This is a genomic window from Collinsella sp. AM42-18AC (assembly GCF_003467965.1).
In the GTDB taxonomy this organism is placed as follows: Bacteria; Actinomycetota; Coriobacteriia; order Coriobacteriales; family Coriobacteriaceae; genus Collinsella.
Map to the genome: position 1 here is coordinate 147,891 of NZ_QSFY01000003.1, position 18,459 is coordinate 166,349.

19 protein-coding genes and 1 tRNA gene are annotated in these 18,459 nt (G+C 59.1%); 9 read left to right on the forward strand and 11 right to left on the reverse strand.

Features of this window, described 5'->3' with window-relative positions:
• The first annotated feature begins 88 nt into the window (after positions 1-88).
• Positions 89-1,525 (forward strand): hypothetical protein, encoded by a 1,437-nt coding sequence (locus DW913_RS03135; RefSeq protein WP_117635641.1) that lies wholly within the window; start codon positions 89-91, stop codon positions 1,523-1,525.
• A 69-nt stretch (positions 1,526-1,594) separates the two neighbouring features.
• Here the strand turns inward: DW913_RS03135 and DW913_RS03140 are convergent, their stop codons facing one another.
• A complete protein-coding gene (locus tag DW913_RS03140; RefSeq protein WP_117797570.1) occupies positions 1,595-2,482 on the reverse strand; it encodes a nucleotidyl transferase AbiEii/AbiGii toxin family protein in 888 nt (295 codons plus the stop codon).
• 18 nt (positions 2,483-2,500) lie between these two features.
• On the reverse strand, positions 2,501-3,124 hold the full coding sequence (locus tag DW913_RS03145; protein WP_158566181.1) for a type IV toxin-antitoxin system AbiEi family antitoxin domain-containing protein: 624 nt from the start codon (positions 3,122-3,124) through the stop codon (positions 2,501-2,503).
• Positions 3,125-3,634: 510 nt separating this feature from the next.
• On the opposite strand from DW913_RS03145, the gene DW913_RS03150 reads away from it, so the two are divergent.
• From DW913_RS03150 to DW913_RS03160, 3 genes are read left to right on the forward strand one after another with little or no spacing between them, the layout of a single operon-like run.
• Complete coding sequence (locus DW913_RS03150; protein WP_117797545.1) at positions 3,635-4,177, forward strand: DUF4342 domain-containing protein; 543 nt, start codon at positions 3,635-3,637, stop codon at positions 4,175-4,177.
• 18 nt (positions 4,178-4,195) lie between these two features.
• Positions 4,196-4,981, forward strand: coding sequence for a response regulator transcription factor (locus tag DW913_RS03155; RefSeq protein WP_117797546.1), 786 nt, complete (start codon positions 4,196-4,198; stop codon positions 4,979-4,981).
• A complete protein-coding gene (locus DW913_RS03160) occupies positions 4,965-6,260 on the forward strand; it encodes a cell wall metabolism sensor histidine kinase WalK (protein WP_117797547.1) in 1,296 nt (431 codons plus the stop codon). The genes DW913_RS03155 and DW913_RS03160 overlap by 17 nt, the downstream gene beginning before the upstream one ends.
• 74 nt (positions 6,261-6,334) lie before the next feature.
• Here the strand turns inward: DW913_RS03160 and DW913_RS03165 are convergent, their stop codons facing one another.
• Complete coding sequence (locus tag DW913_RS03165) at positions 6,335-6,709, reverse strand: VOC family protein (RefSeq protein ID WP_117757630.1); 375 nt, start codon at positions 6,707-6,709, stop codon at positions 6,335-6,337.
• An 11-nt stretch (positions 6,710-6,720) separates the two neighbouring features.
• On the reverse strand, positions 6,721-7,008 hold the full coding sequence (locus tag DW913_RS03170) for a PTS sugar transporter subunit IIB (protein ID WP_117654890.1): 288 nt from the start codon (positions 7,006-7,008) through the stop codon (positions 6,721-6,723).
• 163 nt (positions 7,009-7,171) lie between these two features.
• Between DW913_RS03170 and DW913_RS03175 the strand changes: the two genes are divergently transcribed.
• The 3 genes from DW913_RS03175 to DW913_RS03185 all read left to right on the forward strand — a co-directional run bounded on the left by DW913_RS03175 (position 7,172) and on the right by DW913_RS03185 (position 9,687).
• Positions 7,172-7,795 carry a hypothetical protein gene (locus DW913_RS03175; RefSeq protein ID WP_117797548.1) on the forward strand — a complete coding sequence of 208 codons (624 nt, stop codon included), beginning with the start codon at positions 7,172-7,174 and terminating at the stop codon, positions 7,793-7,795.
• Positions 7,796-7,826: 31 nt separating this feature from the next.
• A tRNA-Leu gene (locus DW913_RS03180) sits at positions 7,827-7,911 on the forward strand.
• A gap of 474 nt (positions 7,912-8,385) precedes the next feature.
• Positions 8,386-9,687: an ATP-binding protein gene (locus tag DW913_RS03185; RefSeq protein WP_117790872.1), complete on the forward strand. Its 1,302-nt coding sequence runs from the start codon at positions 8,386-8,388 to the stop codon at positions 9,685-9,687.
• Positions 9,688-9,828: 141 nt separating this feature from the next.
• On the opposite strand, the gene DW913_RS03190 is transcribed toward DW913_RS03185, so the two are convergent.
• From DW913_RS03190 to eno, 3 genes are all read right to left on the reverse strand, one after another.
• A complete protein-coding gene (locus tag DW913_RS03190; protein WP_117797549.1) occupies positions 9,829-10,833 on the reverse strand; it encodes a hypothetical protein in 1,005 nt (334 codons plus the stop codon).
• A 20-nt stretch (positions 10,834-10,853) separates the two neighbouring features.
• Positions 10,854-11,615 (reverse strand): septum formation initiator family protein, encoded by a 762-nt coding sequence (locus tag DW913_RS10150; protein ID WP_233541981.1) that lies wholly within the window; start codon positions 11,613-11,615, stop codon positions 10,854-10,856.
• A 195-nt stretch (positions 11,616-11,810) separates the two neighbouring features.
• Positions 11,811-13,100 (reverse strand): phosphopyruvate hydratase, encoded by a 1,290-nt coding sequence (gene eno / locus DW913_RS03200; protein WP_117646214.1) that lies wholly within the window; start codon positions 13,098-13,100, stop codon positions 11,811-11,813.
• 325 nt (positions 13,101-13,425) lie between these two features.
• On the opposite strand from eno, the gene DW913_RS03205 reads away from it, so the two are divergent.
• Positions 13,426-14,841, forward strand: coding sequence for an ATP-binding protein (locus tag DW913_RS03205; RefSeq protein ID WP_233541982.1), 1,416 nt, complete (start codon positions 13,426-13,428; stop codon positions 14,839-14,841).
• Between the two features lie 39 nt (positions 14,842-14,880).
• On the opposite strand, the gene mazG is transcribed toward DW913_RS03205, so the two are convergent.
• The 3 genes from mazG to larC all read right to left on the reverse strand — a co-directional run bounded on the left by mazG (position 14,881) and on the right by larC (position 16,851).
• Positions 14,881-15,741, reverse strand: a complete 861-nt coding sequence (gene mazG, locus DW913_RS03210) for a nucleoside triphosphate pyrophosphohydrolase (protein ID WP_117797551.1) — start codon at positions 15,739-15,741, stop codon at positions 14,881-14,883.
• Between the two features lie 2 nt (positions 15,742-15,743).
• Positions 15,744-16,292 carry a phosphodiesterase gene (gene yfcE, locus DW913_RS03215; RefSeq protein WP_117797552.1) on the reverse strand — a complete coding sequence of 183 codons (549 nt, stop codon included), beginning with the start codon at positions 16,290-16,292 and terminating at the stop codon, positions 15,744-15,746.
• Between the two features lie 73 nt (positions 16,293-16,365).
• Complete coding sequence (gene larC / locus DW913_RS03220; RefSeq protein ID WP_117797553.1) at positions 16,366-16,851, reverse strand: nickel insertion protein; 486 nt, start codon at positions 16,849-16,851, stop codon at positions 16,366-16,368.
• A 339-nt stretch (positions 16,852-17,190) separates the two neighbouring features.
• Between larC and DW913_RS03225 the strand changes: the two genes are divergently transcribed.
• On the forward strand, positions 17,191-18,102 hold the full coding sequence (locus DW913_RS03225; RefSeq protein WP_117797554.1) for a PHP domain-containing protein: 912 nt from the start codon (positions 17,191-17,193) through the stop codon (positions 18,100-18,102).
• Between the two features lie 27 nt (positions 18,103-18,129).
• Here the strand turns inward: DW913_RS03225 and hisE are convergent, their stop codons facing one another.
• On the reverse strand, positions 18,130-18,447 hold the full coding sequence (hisE, locus tag DW913_RS03230; protein WP_117797555.1) for a phosphoribosyl-ATP diphosphatase: 318 nt from the start codon (positions 18,445-18,447) through the stop codon (positions 18,130-18,132).
• Between the last annotated feature and the right edge of the window lie 12 nt (positions 18,448-18,459).

Consider the following 18,459-nt stretch of genomic DNA (forward strand, 5'->3'; position numbering starts at 1 on the left):
AGAATAGCACAGTGCTCTGTTCTCGTCATTAGAAATTATCAAAATTTTCTGCTAATATATAACCCACTAAGAAGAAAGGGCTCTATACATGCGTGAAACAACATCATTGCCACGTCTCACCGCCGCCGCCCTCTCACGCGCGCTTAATCTGGAGCAGGGCAGCCGTCTACTCACCGTCCGTCTGCCTGGCGCCATCGACTGTAAGGCGCTTCGTGAATGTTTCAGCCTGAACAGCAACGGCGTACCCGATATTTGCGAGCTTGAACCCGGCAGGCAGGGCGCGGGCAATGGCGATGCGGCTCCGGTGTTTATCGACGCATCGGGGTATTACCGTACGGGCAAACACGACATCGAAAAAGAATGTATCGCCTTGATCGATTACTTAGAGCCCGGCTACCTCGATTTCTGTGACTGGGGTCCCTTTATTTGGTGTCTGTATGCGCTCGCCCTTTCGAATCGCACTCGCGCAGCCGTAGTGCTGCCCGCCGACCTACTCGATAAAGCCGAGCAGGCGCGCACGATCCTGATACGCGAAGGACTCATCGAGAGCGTCGTGTATTTGCCACTTTCTGAACCCAGGCCCTACATGACAAGCGCGCTTCTCATATTGTCTTCAGGAAATCGCAGCGTTGCATTTCGCAGCGCAATCGAATCCGGGCCGCGTTTTCGATATGTGACAGAAACATCGTATTACTCAGATATCACCTTTTCCATCTCCCCCGACTGGGCCCGCATTGATACCAATACGCCCAGATCAACGCCTATCGAAACGTCCACTTTTGCCACGCGTGAATTGCTGCTGCATCGCGCAGCCCTCTCAAAAGGCAAAATCAGCCTTATCAGCCTCACCCGAAACTACAGGGCTACGCTCGGTGACGCTTTTACGCGAGTAGCTCCATTTATGCCCCGCGAGAGCACCACATCAAACGACATTGATGCAATCGAGGTACGCCGCATCTCATCTCAGGATTTTCAAGATGGCAACCTTCTACCCGCATATGCTGTAGAGAGTGCAAATAGCTCGGATTCCAAAATCGTAAAGGTGAACCCCAGCGTTCTCGATCGATATGAGCTCCGCGCTGGAGATATCGTCATGCCACGCATGCTGGGTCGCTACGGCGCGTCCAACCTGCTCGTCGTCAGCGCCGATGACGCGAAGCAACACCTAGTTGCTTCGCATAACACCACCGTCATTCGCCCGTCGTTCCAAACGATGACCGAAGAGGAGCGCGTAGTGTTTTCGGAGATAATCGTTGGATACCTTACCGAAGGCCATGGGGCACAGCTGATTCAAGCATTAACCGAAGCAGCCAGCATCCGCGCCATCCGCCCTAACGACCTGTTCGAGATCGAAGTCCCGCCAGCGCTCGACCCGCGCACGCGCGAGTACAGCGAATCCATCAATCGCTTTGCCGAGGTCGTAGAAACAAAGAAACAAGCCGAGGCTGCCGTCGCCCAAGCCCAGCGCAACCTCGAAGTCGCAAAAAAGACCATCACCGAAGTGCTCGACCAAATCTGCGAGTAACACATAGGCAGCAGTAACGCCCCAAGCCGGCGGCGGGACCAGCTCCTGCCGCCGGCTTAACTGTCTGGGCTACTCCCATCCCGTAGTCTGGGGATTCCATTTGCGCACATTCTCCGAACGATCGAAGCACGGAGCATACAACCGATTGACGACCTCTTCTGCTCCAGTGATACTCCCCGCGAGATCAAGTACCCCCGCCTGCCTAGCCATCTTTACATACTGCGCAGAACCATTTTGTTTCCACCAGAGAGGCGCCACGAACTCTTCCGGCATTGCCACCTTGCGGACAGACGCTTCTTTCTCGACTCTCTCGATAAGTGTAGCCCCATCGATGAAGCAAGTTTTCGCGTACACCAAGATGTCGACTATATCCTTGATTCGCGAAGAGGCACGGCCCTCATGCATCTCTATCATTGCGAGCAATTTATCTGCAAGGGCGCTCTCCACTCGGCATACTCGATAGTCGCAGACTGGGAGCCCCTCGATATTCAAACGATCGATCGGCGCGAGAACCTCAGGCTCAAGTCCCCGCACTTCATCAATTACCAAGTCAATTGAAATTGGCTGTAGCTTCTTGGTTCCCATAAAGGGGGTGAACCATACCTCAGCACCGCACCGATACTCATCTTCTTCTTTGATCTGCTCTGCACGATCAAAGACAAACGAAACGAAATCCTCCAGATCAATCGAAGCCGCCCGCACCAGATCGGCAACAGCCTCTTCGAGGCTCTCCTCTTGAGCAACCAAGTCAATATCTCTTGTGACACGCGCATCGAGCGTTCGCGCCAGGACGCTTTGACCACCTTTAAGCACAAAACGGCAGTCATCTTCTGAAAAAACGCGACATAGGAAGCAATGAAAGTAGAAACCAACGATTGCCCGATTAGTATCCATTGGTGATTCTCTTGCGGCATTCCTAACAGCCATCTCCAATGCGGCAGGCGTTTTGTACTTCACCATGTCCTCCGTTTCGCATTACCCGTTCAGTACCATCAGCAAAGGCGCCATCAGCTCGCGTCGTTTGGCGGTTTTAGAGTTCTCTTCTACAAGACCTCTCAGCCGCTGTATATCGAGCCCTCGCCCAAGCGCATCGTGATAGGCATCGATGATTAATGAGGGGTCCTCGCAATCGAGGCAAAGATCGACAAGCGTGCGCTCGGGTTTAGTTACCGGCAGGCCGTCGAGCCAGACGATGTCCTGCTCAGCAATCTCGCGCTTTGCAAAAGAAAGGGATTCGTTTCTTGTATTGATGCGCATGGGCGCGGTCATCCTGTAGGGGGACAGATAGAAATCACCCATTTGCTGAAGGTTCGCCGCAGTCGTACCACTCACGGCGATGCCATCCCACTGGCGTTTTCTTTCCCATGCGCAAAGGGAGGGATTGGTGAGCTTCCATAGAGCGTTGAGCTCGTCGGTGTCTCGGCGCTGCGTTCCGGACATCCGGTAGGCGCCGTGGCATATCCGTTCAAGACGCCCCACACGGCATGAATGTGCCAGCGCATCTCGAGAGATGTCCATGCGAGCCGCCTGGGCTGTGGTAAACACGCCCTCGCTCTCGGAAAGCTCGCTTATCGCCGTTATGTTGCTAAAGTACTTCATGTTGCAATTGTAGGATATTTTCATACTTTTGCAACATGTTTTGATTCCATATGATCGGCGCGCCTTACTTATCTCATTTTTGCCGCCGGCTTGTTACCGGATCAACATCAGCCGCTATCGAGGTCTAATACTTTTCCCGAGAAGTGAACGCCCCTTTTTGGACCCCTGGAGCATCCGCATTTTTCGCCGGCAAAATCGCAGGATTCCAGTATCGAAACCGCAGGAAACGATGCCCTTAATGAGTCAATGCTTCGGGGGTCCGATTTAGCTCGTTCACTTCTCGGAAAAGTATTAGACCTCGCTGCTAGCTACCCAGAAGGAAACCTCTCCCTTTCCCATTGCCACCCAAAAACTCATCCAACATTAATCTTGGCTCAAGAATCGCTTAATCTATAACCTGCACTATAGAGTTCGACCAAGGGCGGGGCGGCACCACGCAGGCCGCCGAACGCAACGCTCGCGCCCGGGCAAATCGCCCGGCGTCGCGCCCATCGAACGAAAGGACAGGTCATGGACGACCTCGAAAAAGTTGAAACCATCCGCACCAAGTGCAACGTGAGCTACACCGATGCCAAGGCCGCGCTCGACGCCGCCGACGGCAACGTGCTGGATGCCATCATTTGGCTCGAGTCGCATGGCAAGACCCAGACCACGTCGGCGTACGCCGCCACCGAGTCCGCGCCAGTCGATGAGCCCTCGGCCGAGATGGTCGCCGCGCAGGCCGCCTACGAAAAGTCGAGCGAAAAGACCGACTTCTCCAAGAAGATGGACAGCGTGTGGGAGTACCTCAAAAAGCTCTTCCGCCTGAGCCTGGACACCAAGTTTATCGCCACGCGCCGCGATGCGATCATCCTCAACATCCCCATCCTGATCCCCATCGTCGCGCTGTTTGCCTGGGGCGCCACGATTTGGCTGATGCTCATTGGCCTGTTCTTTGGCATGCGCTACCGCATCGATAGCGACGGCGACGTGCCCGGCAGCATCAACAACCTGATGGACAGCGCTGCCAATGCCGCGGACGACATCAAGCAAAATCTCAACGACGACAAGTAATCGCAGACGGGGGCACGTATGGCACGGATCCTGATTGTAGAGGACGAGGAGAAAATCGCCCGCTTTGTGACGCTCGAGCTGGAGCACGAGGGCTACCAGGTGGAGCACGCCGCCGATGGCCGCACCGCCGTTGACCTGGCGCTGGAGCGCGACTACGATCTGATTCTGCTCGACGTGCTGCTGCCGCAGCTCAACGGTATGGAGGTGCTGCGGCGTGTCCGCAAGCACAAGGATGTGCCGGTGATCATGGTCACCGCGCGCGATGCCGTGATGGACAAGGTGGCCGGGCTCGACGCCGGCGCCGACGATTACCTGACCAAGCCATTTGCGATTGAGGAGCTGTTCGCACGGATCCGCGTGGCGCTGAAGCGCTCGGAGGCCGTGCGGGCGGCTTCGGGCGTTGGCGGCGCCAGCGCCGGGGTTGGCGTAGCGAGCGACACGGCCGCCGGTATCGCCACAATGTCCCCGGCAACCGACACGGTCCAGACCGCTGCCACGCCCTCCCCCGCCACACTCACCGTGGGCTTAGTTGCGCTCGACCCCGACCGCCGCGAAGTCACGGTCGGCGGCTCGCCCATCGCACTCACGGCTCGCGAGTTCGACGTCCTCGCCCTGCTTATGGCGCATGCCGAGACCGTGCTCACGCGCGAGCGCATCGCGCACGAGGCGCTGGGCTACGAATACGTGGGCGACACCAACAACGTCGACGTGCACATCGCGCACCTGCGCGCCAAAATCGAAGACGCCGGCGGCGCCCGCATCATCCAAACCGTGCGCGGGGTGGGCTATGTCTGCCGCGCGTAACGCCGAGGCCAAGCGCGTCACCTCCATCGCCCGCGCCATCAACTGGGGCTATATGTGGCGCCGCCTGATGAGCTACGTCTGGCTCGATCTGCTGCTGATGGTGATTGCGGCGGCGATCCTCGTCTATGGATACAACCAGACGCTGCCCGACGACGCGTTTACCGCAGGATGGATTCCCGGCGCCACCGTTCATGGCATGTCGCTGACGCCCGCGCGCGGCTGGAACCTGGCAACGCTCACTTATACCGTCGAGCTTGCGCGTACCACCAAGACCTTCCCCCTCGCGCAGGACCTCGTCGCGCTATGGCCTCTCTACCTTGTCGTTGTGGGTTGGCAGGTCATCAGCGTGCTCAACATGCTCGGCGGCGCCCGCCGCGTGCGCCGTACCATGGCGCCGCTCAACGACCTGGCCTTGCGCGTGGACGAGCTCGGCCGCATGCAGCTCTCCGGCGGCAAGATGGAAACGTTGGAGCAGGCCATCGAGCGCGCAAGCGTCGACTCGCCGAGCGTCACCACCGGCGACGCTGACCTGGCAAGCATCGAGGTCGCACTCAACCGCCTGCTGCGCCAGATGCAAGAGGCCAAGCTGCAGCAGATGCGCTTTGTCAACGACGCGAGTCACGAGCTGCGCACGCCCATCGCGGTGATTCAGGGCTACGTAAACATGCTCGACCGCTGGGGCAAAAACGATCCGGACGTGCTGGCGGAATCCATCGCATCCCTCAAGGCCGAAAGCGAGCACATGCAGGAGCTCGTGGAGCAGCTGCTGTTTTTGGCGCGCGGCGATGCCGGGCGCACGGTCCTACGGCGTGCGCATACCAACCTGGCCGCACTGGTCGGCGAGGTATGCGAGGAATCACAGATGATCGATACCGAGCACACGTATCGACTGGCGTACGACGCTGCGCTTGTCAGCGACCCGCGCTGCGACGCGCCCGTCGACGTGGCGCTCGTGAAGCAGGCTCTGCGCGTAATCGTGCAGAATGCCGCCAAGTATTCGGACGCGGGCACGCCCATCACGTTTGGCGTAGCGCCGGATGCGGGCGCGGGCACGATCGACATAAGCGTTGAGGACGAGGGCATCGGCATGAACCAGGAATCCGCAGCTCACGCGTTTGAACGGTTCTACCGCGCCGACAACGCACGCGATGCCGGCGCGCAGGGCTCGGGTCTGGGACTTGCCATTGCCAAGTGGATCGTCGATAGCCATGGCGGTGTCATTGGCGTGACCTCAGTCGAGGGCGTCGGCAGCCGCTTTACGATTCGCCTGCCGCGGTAGGAAGCCCCTCGGCATAAAAAAGGGATAGGGCCAGGCGGCTCTATCCCTTTTTGCTAGCTATAGCAGCTTGTGCGCTACTCGCGGCACAGGTGCACGGCGAAGCCGGCAAACTCGCGCTTAAAGTACACGAGCTTGGTGCCGCCGTCGGGCAGCAGCACGCGCGACTCCTCGTTGACCTCGAGCCCGCGCTCGGCAAACCACTTCTCGGCCGCATCGATGTCGTTGACAGCGAAGCCAATGTGGCCCTTGGCGCCACGACCGTTCTGCTTCATGATCTCGACCAGCGAATCGTTAAAGTACGAAACCGGGGTCTCGATAACGGGCAGGCCCATCATCGTCGAGAACAGCTCCGCGATCTCCAGGGCATCTGCCGGGTCGGTGGCGTTAATGCCCACATGGGCAACGCGCATGCCAAAGAGCTCGACCGGATTGGCGTTCTGCTCACTCATACAGTCAGCGCCTACTGAGCCATGACGTCGAGAACGGCCTTCTCGGCAGCGACGCGGTTCATGCCGGTCATGAAGGGCACGCCGCTCACGTACGGGCAGGTGAGGCCCTCGGGAGCAACGGTGGTGGCGATCAGCAGGTCGGCGCCCTCGTCGCAGTAGTCCTTGGCCTCGGAGATGGCACACTGCACGATCTCATACTTGCCGGCATAACCATTGGCGTCGAGCATGGTGGCGACCTTCTGGGCAACAAGCGTGGAAGTAGCAGCGCCAGCACCGCAAGCCAAAACGATCTTCTTCATAGGTAATGTCTCCCTTCATGGTTTACTTTAGGTAAGTGTACCGCAGCGAGCGATGGCACTCAGCCTCGATGAGCTTTTATGCCAGTTTGCTTGCGCGCTGCGTATAATACATCTAGTACGTGTTGTCATACCGCTCGCTTTATGAGCGACTAAGGATCCCACTATGCCCGATTCCCGCACACTCTGGACCGCCGTCGTTATCATCTGCATCGCCGTGTCGGTGTTCTTTAGCGTCAAAAAACGCACAACGTTCAAGCGCCTGCAGCAGTTGATGGCCGCCAAGCAGTGGGACGAGTTCGATCGTTTGCTCGACGGCAAAATCACCAGCATGCTGTACCCGCGCTACAACCGCGACTACCTGCGCCTGAACTCCTATCTGCTGCGCGAGGACCACAAGCGCGCCGATGAGATGTTCGATTTGCTGCTGGGGCTCAATCTGCCCAAGATGCAGCGCGTCGACCTGGTGATCAAAGCCTTTAACTACTACGTTGGCCAGGAGGACCGCAAAAAGTCCAAGGAGCTCCTGCACGAGATCAAGGGCTTTGAGGGCGGTCAGGCCGAGGCGGTCGCACACGAATGCCAACTGATGTACGACACGATGATCCTCAAGCGCCACAACGACATTCCCGAGCTGGAGCGCATGCTCAAGGAAGCCGGTGACGACAAGGTCAAGCGCTGCCGCTTGGAGTACCTGCTGGCCCTGCAGTACCAAAACAAGGGCGACGAGGCAAAGTTTGCCGAGTACCTGGAGAAGTCGGGCCAACACTCGATGGCCGTCAACGCGTAACGGACGGCTTGTGCTAGACTTCTAGTCTCACGGGGGCGTGGCGGAATTGGCATACGCAGGAGACTTAAAATCTCTCGCCGCAAGGATTGTGGGTTCGAGTCCCACCGCCCCTACCACGTATTGTTTACGAGCCCGTGTCCCCCAGGGATGCGGGCTCGTTTCTTTTGCACGCCGGTGGGGCTCGAACCCGCGAGGGGGCGAGCGTTAAGCAAACGCGGAGCGTTTGTAGCGAGCCGGCGAGGGCGCCGGCAGGCGACCGAGGCCGGTGCGTATTTGCTGCGCAAATTCGCAGACGTCCCACCGCCCCTACCACGCATTGTTTACGAGCCCGTGTCCCCCGGAGACGCGGGCTCGTTTCTTGTGGATGCCGACACGGATGATAAGTTGCGGTGGAATAGTTCTTGTTTATGCTGTTTACCAGCCTATTTAAGAACTATTTCACCGCAGCTTAGGTTGATACTCCCACATTTTTCGATGGAAGAACGTGGTTGTCTCGCACATTTTTCGATGGAAAAATGTGGTTGTCTCGCACATTTTCCAAGGGAAACGCGCATATGGCCTTATACTAGCCGAGAGGGTTGGGAGGCAATATGCAACGACAGCTTATGAGTGAACTTATCGCTTGGAAATCAAGGGCGAATCGCAAACCTCTCTTGCTTAAGGGAGCCCGCCAGACAGGAAAGACGTGGCTTCTTAACAAATTCGCAAGCCAGCAGTATCGAAACGTCATTCGTTTTGACTTTATGCTCGAGCCGAGCGCACGTTCGCTGTTCGATGGGGACCTCGACCCCAAGCGCATCATCTCCCAGATAGAACTCCTAAGTGGCCAAACCATAACGCCGGCAGACACGCTCATCATCTTCGACGAGATCCAAGAGGCGCCACACGGGATCACCTCGCTCAAGTACTTCAACGAACTTGCACCCGAATACCACATCGTAGCAGCCGGCTCCTATATGGGTCTCGCGCTCCGACGCGAAAACGAGTCATTTCCCGTCGGCAAAATCGACCAGCTCACCATGCGTCCCATGGGGTTTGCCGAGTTCGTTCGTGCCGTCGACGGCAACCCGCTCGCCGACGCCATCCTTGCCGCAGACATGAACCTTCTAGCAAACGTTACCGAAAAGCTCGAGCACTTGCTCAAGGAATACCTTGTTGTCGGTGGTATGCCCGAAGTTGTCTCCGCTTTCGCCGAGACACGCGACTTCATCGAAGCCCGAAGGCTTCAGCAGCAAATCATCGAGGCTTACGAATCCGATTTTGGCAAACATGCACCCGCCCGCATCGTCGAGCGCATGAGGTTGGTTTGGAAATCCCTTCCCGGCCAGCTTGCCAAGGAGAACAAGAAGTTTGTCTATGGCGCCCTTCGCCCCGGAGCGCGCGCACGCGATTTTGAGGAAAGCCTCCAGTGGCTCGCGGACTACGGAATCGTTCATAAGGTTCCGCGCGTTTCTGCCCTCAGAGCACCGCTCTTGAGCTATGAGGATCTCTCGGGCTTCAAACTGTTTTGCATTGACACCGGCATCCTTGGAGCGCTCTCCAGCCTCCCCCCGACCATCGTCCTAAACGGATCCGCTGTTTTCACTGAGTTTAAGGGCTCGCTCACCGAGCAATATGTCGCACAGGAACTCTTGCTGCAAGGCAAAAGTCCTGCGTACTGGTCCTCTACCTCCGGCAATGCCGAAACCGACTTTGCCATCGACCATGCGGGAACCGTGCTTCCGCTTGAGGTCAAGGCGGCGGAGAACCTCAAAGCAAAGAGCCTGAAAATAGCCTGCGAAAAATTCAAGCTCATGCGTTGTGTGAGGACCTCCCTGGCGGCATATAGAGATGAAGGCATGCTCGTCAATATTCCGCTTTGGGAGATTGGGCAAATCGACAAGCTGGCATAGGCGCTGTGGGGACGCCCCGCAAGGACTGTCCCCAGGTGCCGGCAGAAAAGGAACGTCCCTAAGTGCCGGCTGTTGAGTTGCGGTGGAATAGGGACTGTTTGGGGCCCGAAAGGGCGATTTTAGTCCATATTTCACCGCAACTTATTGGAGGGCGCTGAGGCTGGGGGTCCAGCCGATGGTGGGTAGCTCACCGTCGAGAACCTCGTTAATGGTGGCGGCCATGCCGGCAAGCAGGCTGTTCTCGCTTACGGTGAGCGTGTCGTAGCCGCCGGCTCGCATAAGCTCGCGAATCACCACGGCACCAGCCAAGATCACGCCCGCGCGTTTGGGCTGTACACCCGGTAGCGCGGCGATGCCTTCCGCGTCCAACACAGACATGCGCTCGATAGCGGCCGAGACCTGCTCCAGCGACAGCTCGCGTAGGTGCACAAAGCTCGAATCGTACGGTTCCAGCTCGTGGACCAGAACCACCAGCGTAGTCACCGTGCCGCCCACCGCGACTAAGCGTTCGGCGCGCTCAAAGTCGACAGGCAGGCCCTCAAAATAGGCGGCGAACTGCTCGCCTGCCCACGCGGCAGCGGCAGCAAGCTCGCCATCCGCGGGCGGCAACGCAGAGAAAAAGCGCTCCGTCACGCGACGGCAACCGATGTCCAGCGAGCGCGTTCCCTCCAGCGCAAAGACGCCGCGCTCCGGAGCGTATACGCCCGTCGCGAGTTCCGTGGACCCGCCGCCCGAATCCGCGACGATGATGCGCTCGCCGGCAAAGTCGTGCGCCACGCCAAAAAACGTCAGGCGCGCCTCGACCTCGCCCGGAATCACCTGTGGTTTGAGCCCCAACTCGCGCAGGCCGTCCAGCAGCAGCGCGGCATTGGACGCATCGCGCGCGGCACTCGTGCACGTGGTGCAGACGCACACGGCCCCAAAGGCACGGGCCTCGTCCACAAACATGCGGCACGCAGCGAGCACACGCTCGACAGCCGCCTCGCAGAAGCGCCCCGTCGCGTCCACGCCCTCGCCCAGGTCGGTAATCTCGGTATGCTTGGACGATTCCACAATCGCTCCGCCCTCGACCTGGGCCAACACCAGTCGCGACGACACCGTTCCCAGGTCGATCGCGGCCACCTTATAGCGTTTGCAATTTGTCATTGCGGGCTCCCCTCCGGGCGCTATTTGCCGTTGGACACGACCGTCTGACCCTCGACGCCGTTAAACCCAAACAGCATGTCGAGCGCCTGGATGTACCACGGCGCGTCCTTGCCGACTTCTTCGATTTCCTTGGCCACTTCGCTGGCCTTCTTGGCGTTTGAGGACTTTTTGCTCGACGACGAGTCCGAATCGTCGTCCAAGCCTAGCACGTCAATCTTCTTCTCGCCGGGCATCACCAGGCCCAGGTCCTCGGACGCCGCGTCCTTGATACCCTCCTCCGAGAGCAGCTTGTCGACGCTTTTTTGCAGCTCATCATTGTATTGCTGGCGAATCTCGACCTGCTTGGCCAAGATATCGCTCGAACGCTTTGCCACGTACAGATCGCGCACGGGAAAATACAGGCTCACGAGCACCAGCGCCACCACGATACCGATAAACAGCGGACGCAGAGAGCCATGCGTAAAGTCATAGATCGCCTTGACCACCGCGTTGTCGTTGGCGTAATGCATAAAGTCCGAGCCCGAAAGACGACTCGAGGGTCTGCTCGATTTGTCGTGTGCCTGAGTCGAGAGACGCGATGCATGCGACGAACGCGCCGGGCGCACTGGTCCATCTGCCAAAGTATTTGATTGGGCATTGGGGCGCGAGGTACTTGTCGGGCGCTGCGCGGGGCGGCCGACGCCGGCGTAGGCGGACCCACCGAGCTGCACCGTGCGCGCAGGGCGAGGCGACGGCTCGCGCGAACCGGCGGAATAGTACCTGTTGTCGTAAATCTGATCCATGTGCGCCTTGTGCGGTTGAGGTTTGTTTGCGCTAAGTCCTTTAGTTATAGCACGAGCATGCGCACCGCCTTCGCCAGCCTTTGCTCGACATAAAAAAGGCGCTGAGCCATACGGCCCAGCGCCCGATAGCGCTCTGTAGCATCTAACTGAAGCGGGGCAAAGCCGAGTCTGTCCCTCCCCACCAAGCTCGTCTGTTTATCGAATGTTGTAGAACGCGGCCTTGCCGGCGTAGTGCGCGCTGCCCTCAAGCTCGTCCTCGATGCGGATGAGCTGGTTGTACTTGGCGATACGGTCGCTGCGGCACGGGGCGCCCGACTTGATCTGGCCGGCGTTGACGCCCACGACCAGGTCGGCGATCGTGGAGTCCTCGGTCTCGCCGGAGCGGTGGCTCACGATGCAGGCGTAACCGGCCTCCTTGGCGGTCTCGATGGCCTCGAGCGACTCGGTGAGCGTACCGATCTGGTTGACCTTGACCAGGATCGCGTTGGCGGCGCCCAGCTCAATGCCCTTCTTAAGGCGCTCGGTGTTGGTGACGAACAGGTCGTCGCCCACCAGCTGCACCTTGTTGCCAATGCGACGGGTGAGCTCAACCCAGCCGTCCCAGTCCTCCTCGGCCATGCCGTCCTCGATGGAGATGATGGGATAGGTGTCGACGAGCTTCTCCCAGTAATCAACCATCTGGGCGCTCGTGTACTCCACGCCCTCGCCCTTGAGCTCGTACATGCCGGTCTCGGCGTTGTAGAACTCGGTCGAGGCCGGGTCCATGGCGTACATGAAGTCGACGCCGGGCTTAAAGCCGGCCTTCTCCACGGCCTTGGTGATGTACTCGAACGGCTCGGCATTGGTCTTGAGGTTGGGCGCAAAGCCGCCCTCGTCGCCCACGCCGCCGCCCAGGCCGGCCTCGTGCAGCACGCCCTTGAGGGTGTGGTAGACCTCGGCGCACCAACGCAGGCCCTCGGCAAAGCTCGGGGCGCCCACCGGCATGATCATGAACTCCTGGAAGTCAACGTTATTGTCGGCATGGACGCCACCGTTGAGGATATTCATCATAGGCGTGGGCAGCAGGTGGGCGTTGACGCCGCCCAGGTACTGGTACAGCGACAGGCCCGCCGACTCGGCAGCGGCGCGGGCGACGGCCAGCGACACGCCCAGGATGGCGTTGGCACCGAGCTTGGTCTTGTTGGGGGTACCGTCCGCGGCAATCAGCGCGGCATCGACGGCGCGCTGGTCGAAGGCGTCGAGGCCCACGACGGCGTTAGCGCACTCGTTATTGACGTGCTCGACGGCCTGCGAAACGCCCTTGCCCAGATAGCGGCCCTTGTCGCCGTCGCGCAGCTCACATGCCTCAAAGGCGCCGGTCGAAGCACCCGAAGGCACCATTGCGCGGCCAAAGCTGCCGTCCTCGAGCACGACCTCGACCTCGACGGTGGGATTGCCGCGGCTGTCGAGCACCTCGCGACCGTAGACGTCCAAAATATCGCTCATGTTGTCTCCCTCTCACTTGGAAACGTAGTTGATGCAAGCGACTGGCCGACTGTGCACCATCGGTGCGCCTCCGTAAGTTAGCCATGTCGCACTTTTTGCATTATGCCCTAAGTTAGCCAAGGGATACATATGAATTGGAGAAATCATTCTTTGGGGCGCTTGTTTTTGCACCGAGCATTCATCTCTAGAGGTCGCCCCCCATTAAATTCTTCTATCGGCATACCGTCTTTACCTGGCTTGCGAATGAAAGAGCCAATAATGTGCTTTTACATCGTGCAAAGTTCTGGATATCGTGCAATTCTAAGGGTCTAAAGTTCTGGATATCGTGCATAATCAGGTTATAAAAGTTCTGGATATCGTGTACGAGGTAGCCATGCTTAAACGAAAAGCCTATGACAAACTACTAAAATGGAAGCATGAAAGCGCTGGTAAAACAGCACTTCTTATTGAAGGAGCCCGCCGCGTCGGCAAGAGCACGCTTGCCCACACGTTTGGAGAAACCGAATACAAGTCCTGCCTTGTCATTGATTTCTTTCAAGCACCTGCCGAAGTTAAGCAATATTTTGAGGACTATCGCACTGACTTCGACTCGCTCTTCCTCTATCTCTCGGTTTTCTATAACGTCAAACTCTATGAACACGAGACGCTTATCGTCTTTGACGAGGTCCAGATGTACCCGCAAGCACGCGGACTCATCAAGTATCTCGTTGCAGACGGACGTTACGACTACATCGAAACTGGATCCCTGCTCAGCATCAAGCAGAACATTAAAGATATCGTCATCCCATCCGAGGAAGAGTCTCTGGAACTTGAGCCCCTCGACTTTGAGGAGTTTCTTTGGGGCATGGACGAAAAGGGGCTGGCCGATCTCATTCGCATGAGTTTTAACAAGATGAAGCCGCTCCCCGATGCCCTACATCGCAGAGCGCTCTCCCTTATGCGCGAATACATGCTCGTAGGCGGCATGCCTGAGCCGGTATCCATCTATGTTGAGCAGCGCGCTTTTGCGCCCGTCGACGCTTCGAAGCGCCGAATCGTCCAGCTCTATCGCAACGATATCTCTCGTTTTGCAACCGGTTACGAATTCAAAGTCGTCTCCGTACTCGATGGCATCCCGGGTCAGCTCTCTAGGCACGAAAAACGATTCAAGCTTTCCTCACTTGATAAAAACGCACGCATGCGCACCTACGAAGAAGCCTTCTTTTGGCTGGCAGACGCGCGAATTGCCAATATCTGCTATGCCGCAAGCGAACCGAGCGTGGGCCTTTCACTCAGCATGGAGCAAACGGCCCTCAAGTGTTACATGGCAGACACCGGCCTGCTTGTAACGCTTGCCTTCTCTGACAACAACGATGCCGATGAAGACGTTTACAGGGCCGTGCTTCGCGGTGACATCGGATTGAACGAAGGAATGCTTACCGAAAACTACGTTGCCCAATCTCTAAAGGCCAATGGACACAGGCTCTTCTTTTATTCCCAAAGTGGAAAGAAGGAGGGGGAGGAGCGCATGGAAATCGACTTCCTCGTTACCCGACCCTATGTCAATGCCGCCGGAAAGCCGCGCATCAGCCCCATCGAAGTTAAGTCGCCACGCAGATACGGAACCATCTCCCTCGACCGATTCCGCGCGCGCTTTAACAAGAAGATTGGGATGGCTTACGTGTTGCACCCTAAACAACTCGAGTGGGATGCCGAAGCACAGCTGGCACATCTTCCGTTGTATATGGCTTTTTGCTTGTAGAGACCTCTCTACGAATGGATGCCGTGAGAGACGCAGGCCTCACTCGCTTGCTTTTGCTTGGTCCCACAGGTCGTTGAGCTGAGCGGTTGAGCAGGCGGCGAGGTCATCGTCCGCCTCGTGCACGACGGCCTCCATCGCGGCCCAGCGACGGCGGAACTTTGCCGTGCTGGCGCGCAGAGCGCTCTCGGCGTCGATCCCCTCCTTGCGCGCAACGTTGACCAGGGCAAAGAGCAGGTCGCCAAACTCCATCTCGCGCTCGGGCGAGCCGGGAGCCTCGGCCTCAAACTCGGCACGCTCCTCGGCAACCTCGTCCCACACATCCTGGACTGTCTCCCACTCAAAGCCCACGGCAGCCGCCTTGCGCGACACCTTCTGGGCCTGCATCAGCGCCGGCAGATGTGTGGGTACGCCGTCAAGCAGGCCCTCGGGCGCAGCCTCGCCTGCCGCCACGGCCTTGTCCTTGGCAGCCTTCTCGGCAAGCTTGACCTCGTCCCAAATCTTGAGCACCTCGTCGGAGTTATCGGCATCCACATCGCCAAACACGTGCGGGTGACGACGAATGAGCTTGGCGTCGATATCGCGCGCCACATCGGCCAGCGTAAACTCACCGGCGTCCGCCGCAATCTGCGCATGCAGTACCACCTGCATGAGCACGTCGCCGAGCTCCTCGCGCAGATGCGCCGCGTCGTCGGTCTCGATGCAATCGAGTGCCTCGTAGGCTTCCTCGATCATGTTCTTGCCAATGCTCTGATGCGTCTGTTCGCGGTCCCACGGGCAGCCATCGGGCTGGCGCAGGCGCCAGATGGTCTGCACCAGATGCTGCAGCTCGGCCGACGCGTCTACCAGCGTGGACAGGTCGCGCGAACCCTCGTCATTTTGCTGAGCCATATGCTCGGCCATGGTTAGTCCTCCCCCATGATCACATGGCGGAACGCGCCGCCCTCGTAGACGCCGTAGCTATGTGTGCCGTCCTTGGGGATGCTCACGCTGCCGGGATTGAAGAGCCACAGACCCGGGTGCGCGGCGCTTTCCTCGTTAACCTTGATGTGCGTATGGCCGTAGACGAGCGCGGAGCCCTCGGGCAGCGCGGGCGCGTGGTCAACGCTGTTATGCATGCCAGCGCCAAAGACGTGGCCATGCGTCAGGAACAGTTCACGGCCGGTCTCGTCAAACAACGTGGCGTAGTCGGCCATGACGGGGAAGTCGAGGACCATCTGGTCGACCTCGGCGTCGCAGTTGCCGCGGACGGCGATAATGCGGTCAGCCAGGGCGTTGAGCAGCGGAATCACGCGCTTGGGGGCGTAGTCGCGCGGCAGGTCGTTACGCGGGCCGTGGTAGAGCAGGTCGCCCAACAGCACAATGCGGTCGGGCTGCTCGAATTCGATAGCAGTGCAGAGGCGCTCGGCCCAGTATGCCGAGCCGTGGATGTCGGAGGCGATGAGGTATTTCATGGGGAGTCCTTTCGAAGTGGAGTTGATGGGGGCTGAATACGGGGTCTGGCGGATATGGAGCCCATCTACCGTGTTACTCGAATCGCAGCGCAGCGCTCTGAGCCGCCTGCATCACGCGTTGGAGCGGCACGTCATGTTCGCGGGCAAGACGGGCGCAATTCTCGTACTCGGGAGCCGCGCGCTCGCTGCCGTCGGGCAGGGTCGCCACCTTAACGGATACCTCGCCCCAAGGCGTTGTCACCTGCTCGAATCGGCGCGGCAGGCAAACGCGTTCCATCACCTGACGACGAACGGCGTTGGTCGTGGTCTCCGAAAAGATAATCGTCTGCAGGCGCTCGATATCCTCGTGCGAGCAGATCACCTGCAGCTGCCATCCGGGGCGGCCCTTTTTGCAGTAAAGCGGCAACCAATGCACCTCGCGAGCGCCGGCCTTGCGCAGACAATCGGCAGCGTAGGCAAGCACCTCGGGCGACGCGTCGTCGATGTCGCACTCCAGCTTGACGATAGTTTCGGGCGCATCGGTCTCGCGAGACAGCGGGGATGTGCTATCGCATTGCATACGGTCTGGATCCTTTCCGCGCGGGCTCGTTTTGTTCACTCAAACGCTAGCACATCGCGGGCTGCACGAGTGTGACGGCGCGTGATGAGCGCGATTTTCCTTGTCCGCAAGAAACCGACACTCCACCGCCTCAGCCGAACATGTACATCAGCCTTCAAACATGTCATTACTTGCAGCTTTTAGAGGCTGATGTACATGTATTGGAGCAAGACCGATGTCGCGAGCTCGCCCTTATGCGCTGCCCGTCCTTTCCAGTCGATTTCGGCCCCCAGTGCGCTCATCGCAGCGGGGACCGCGCCGTTACAATAGGGCGGATTCGCTTGACGCAAAGGAGTCGCCATGTCTGCTTGCCCGCTGGTCGATTGCCATACCCACACCTCGTTCTCGGACGGGCACGCCTCGTTTGAGGACAACGTCCGCGCCGCTGCTGCGGCCGGTTGCCGCGTTATGGTCTCGACTGACCACCTCACCCTGCCCGCCAGCATGGACGCCAATTGCGAGGTACAGGTTACCGAGGGCGACCTGCCGGCACATCGTCTGGCTTTTGAGGATGCCCGCAAGCTTGCCGCGCAGATCGCGCCGAAACTCGAGCTTATCTATGGCTTTGAGTGCGATTGGTACGAAGGCTGCGAGCCTTTGGTCGAGCGCTGGTCCCGGGGCGCCGTCGTGCGCCTGGGCAGCGTACATTGGATTGGCAACCCGGGCGATATTGCGGCAGGCGCTGCGGGCACGACGGGGACAGAGGACGTCGCTCGTCCCGATACACCCGATTCGCGCTGCGGTTGGATCGACGATGACACCGACCTGCATGTTTGGGAAAACTTAGGCGTGCGCGGCGTGTGGGAGCGCTACGTCGACGACTGGTGCCGCGCCTGCGAGAGCCCGCTTAACTTTGACGTGATGGCCCACCCCGACCTGGTCATGCGCTTTTCGAAGGAAGGCTTTGCGCCCGATTTTGACCCGGCGCCGTTTTGGGAGCAGATGGCCGAATGCGCCCACGATACGGGTCGCCGTGTCGAAGTCTCGACCGCCGCGCCGCGCAAGGGCCTCGACGACTATTACCCCTCGACGGGACTGTTGCGTTGCTTTGCCCATGCCGAGGTGCCCATCACCTTTGGCTCGGACGCGCACCGCGCCTGTGACATCTGCTGGAATATCCGCGATGCACAAGCCCACGCCTACGACTGCGGCTATCGAGCCTTCGACATCCCCCACCCCACCGGAGAATGGCAACCCACGCCCCTCGCCTAACTAGTCATTGGGGACGTTCTTAAACGACTAGTGGCGGCGGGCGTTGAGTTCGCCGGCCAGCTCGTCAAGGGTGATGCCGTAGCGCTCAAGCGTCACGAGCAGGTGGTAGACCAGGTCGCCGGCCTCGTAGCGGATGTGGTCGTGATCGTTATCCTTGCAGGCCATGATGACCTCGCTCGCCTCCTCGGCAAGCTTCTTGAGCAGCTCATCCTCCACGTCGGTCAGCAGACGCGCGGTATAGCTCTCCTGCGGCGACGCGTCGCGACGGCCATGAATCACCTCGGCCAGCCCCGTCAGCGTCTCACCGATATTTCCCGGCTGCACGTTAGCTGTTCTGACTCCCATGGTTATTTCCTC

Excerpts from the sequence above, each read along its gene's own strand:
- DW913_RS03135 (WP_117635641.1), top strand. The coding sequence starts at position 89 with ATGCGTGAAACAACATCATTGCCACGTCTCACCGCCGCCGCCCTCTCA.
- DW913_RS03145 (WP_158566181.1), bottom strand. The coding sequence starts at position 3,124 with ATGAAGTACTTTAGCAACATAACGGCGATAAGCGAGCTTTCCGAGAGC.
- DW913_RS03150 (WP_117797545.1), top strand. The coding sequence starts at position 3,635 with ATGGACGACCTCGAAAAAGTTGAAACCATCCGCACCAAGTGCAACGTG.
- DW913_RS03155 (WP_117797546.1), top strand. The coding sequence starts at position 4,196 with ATGGCACGGATCCTGATTGTAGAGGACGAGGAGAAAATCGCCCGCTTT.
- DW913_RS03160 (WP_117797547.1), top strand. The coding sequence starts at position 4,965 with ATGTCTGCCGCGCGTAACGCCGAGGCCAAGCGCGTCACCTCCATCGCC.
- DW913_RS03165 (WP_117757630.1), bottom strand. The coding sequence starts at position 6,709 with ATGAGTGAGCAGAACGCCAATCCGGTCGAGCTCTTTGGCATGCGCGTT.
- DW913_RS03170 (WP_117654890.1), bottom strand. The coding sequence starts at position 7,008 with ATGAAGAAGATCGTTTTGGCTTGCGGTGCTGGCGCTGCTACTTCCACG.
- DW913_RS03175 (WP_117797548.1), top strand. The coding sequence starts at position 7,172 with ATGCCCGATTCCCGCACACTCTGGACCGCCGTCGTTATCATCTGCATC.
- DW913_RS03185 (WP_117790872.1), top strand. The coding sequence starts at position 8,386 with ATGCAACGACAGCTTATGAGTGAACTTATCGCTTGGAAATCAAGGGCG.
- DW913_RS03190 (WP_117797549.1), bottom strand. The coding sequence starts at position 10,833 with ATGACAAATTGCAAACGCTATAAGGTGGCCGCGATCGACCTGGGAACG.
- DW913_RS10150 (WP_233541981.1), bottom strand. The coding sequence starts at position 11,615 with ATGGATCAGATTTACGACAACAGGTACTATTCCGCCGGTTCGCGCGAG.
- eno (WP_117646214.1), bottom strand. The coding sequence starts at position 13,100 with ATGAGCGATATTTTGGACGTCTACGGTCGCGAGGTGCTCGACAGCCGC.
- mazG (WP_117797551.1), bottom strand. The coding sequence starts at position 15,741 with ATGGCCGAGCATATGGCTCAGCAAAATGACGAGGGTTCGCGCGACCTG.
- yfcE (WP_117797552.1), bottom strand. The coding sequence starts at position 16,292 with ATGAAATACCTCATCGCCTCCGACATCCACGGCTCGGCATACTGGGCC.
- larC (WP_117797553.1), bottom strand. The coding sequence starts at position 16,851 with ATGCAATGCGATAGCACATCCCCGCTGTCTCGCGAGACCGATGCGCCC.
- DW913_RS03225 (WP_117797554.1), top strand. The coding sequence starts at position 17,191 with ATGTCTGCTTGCCCGCTGGTCGATTGCCATACCCACACCTCGTTCTCG.
- hisE (WP_117797555.1), bottom strand. The coding sequence starts at position 18,447 with ATGGGAGTCAGAACAGCTAACGTGCAGCCGGGAAATATCGGTGAGACG.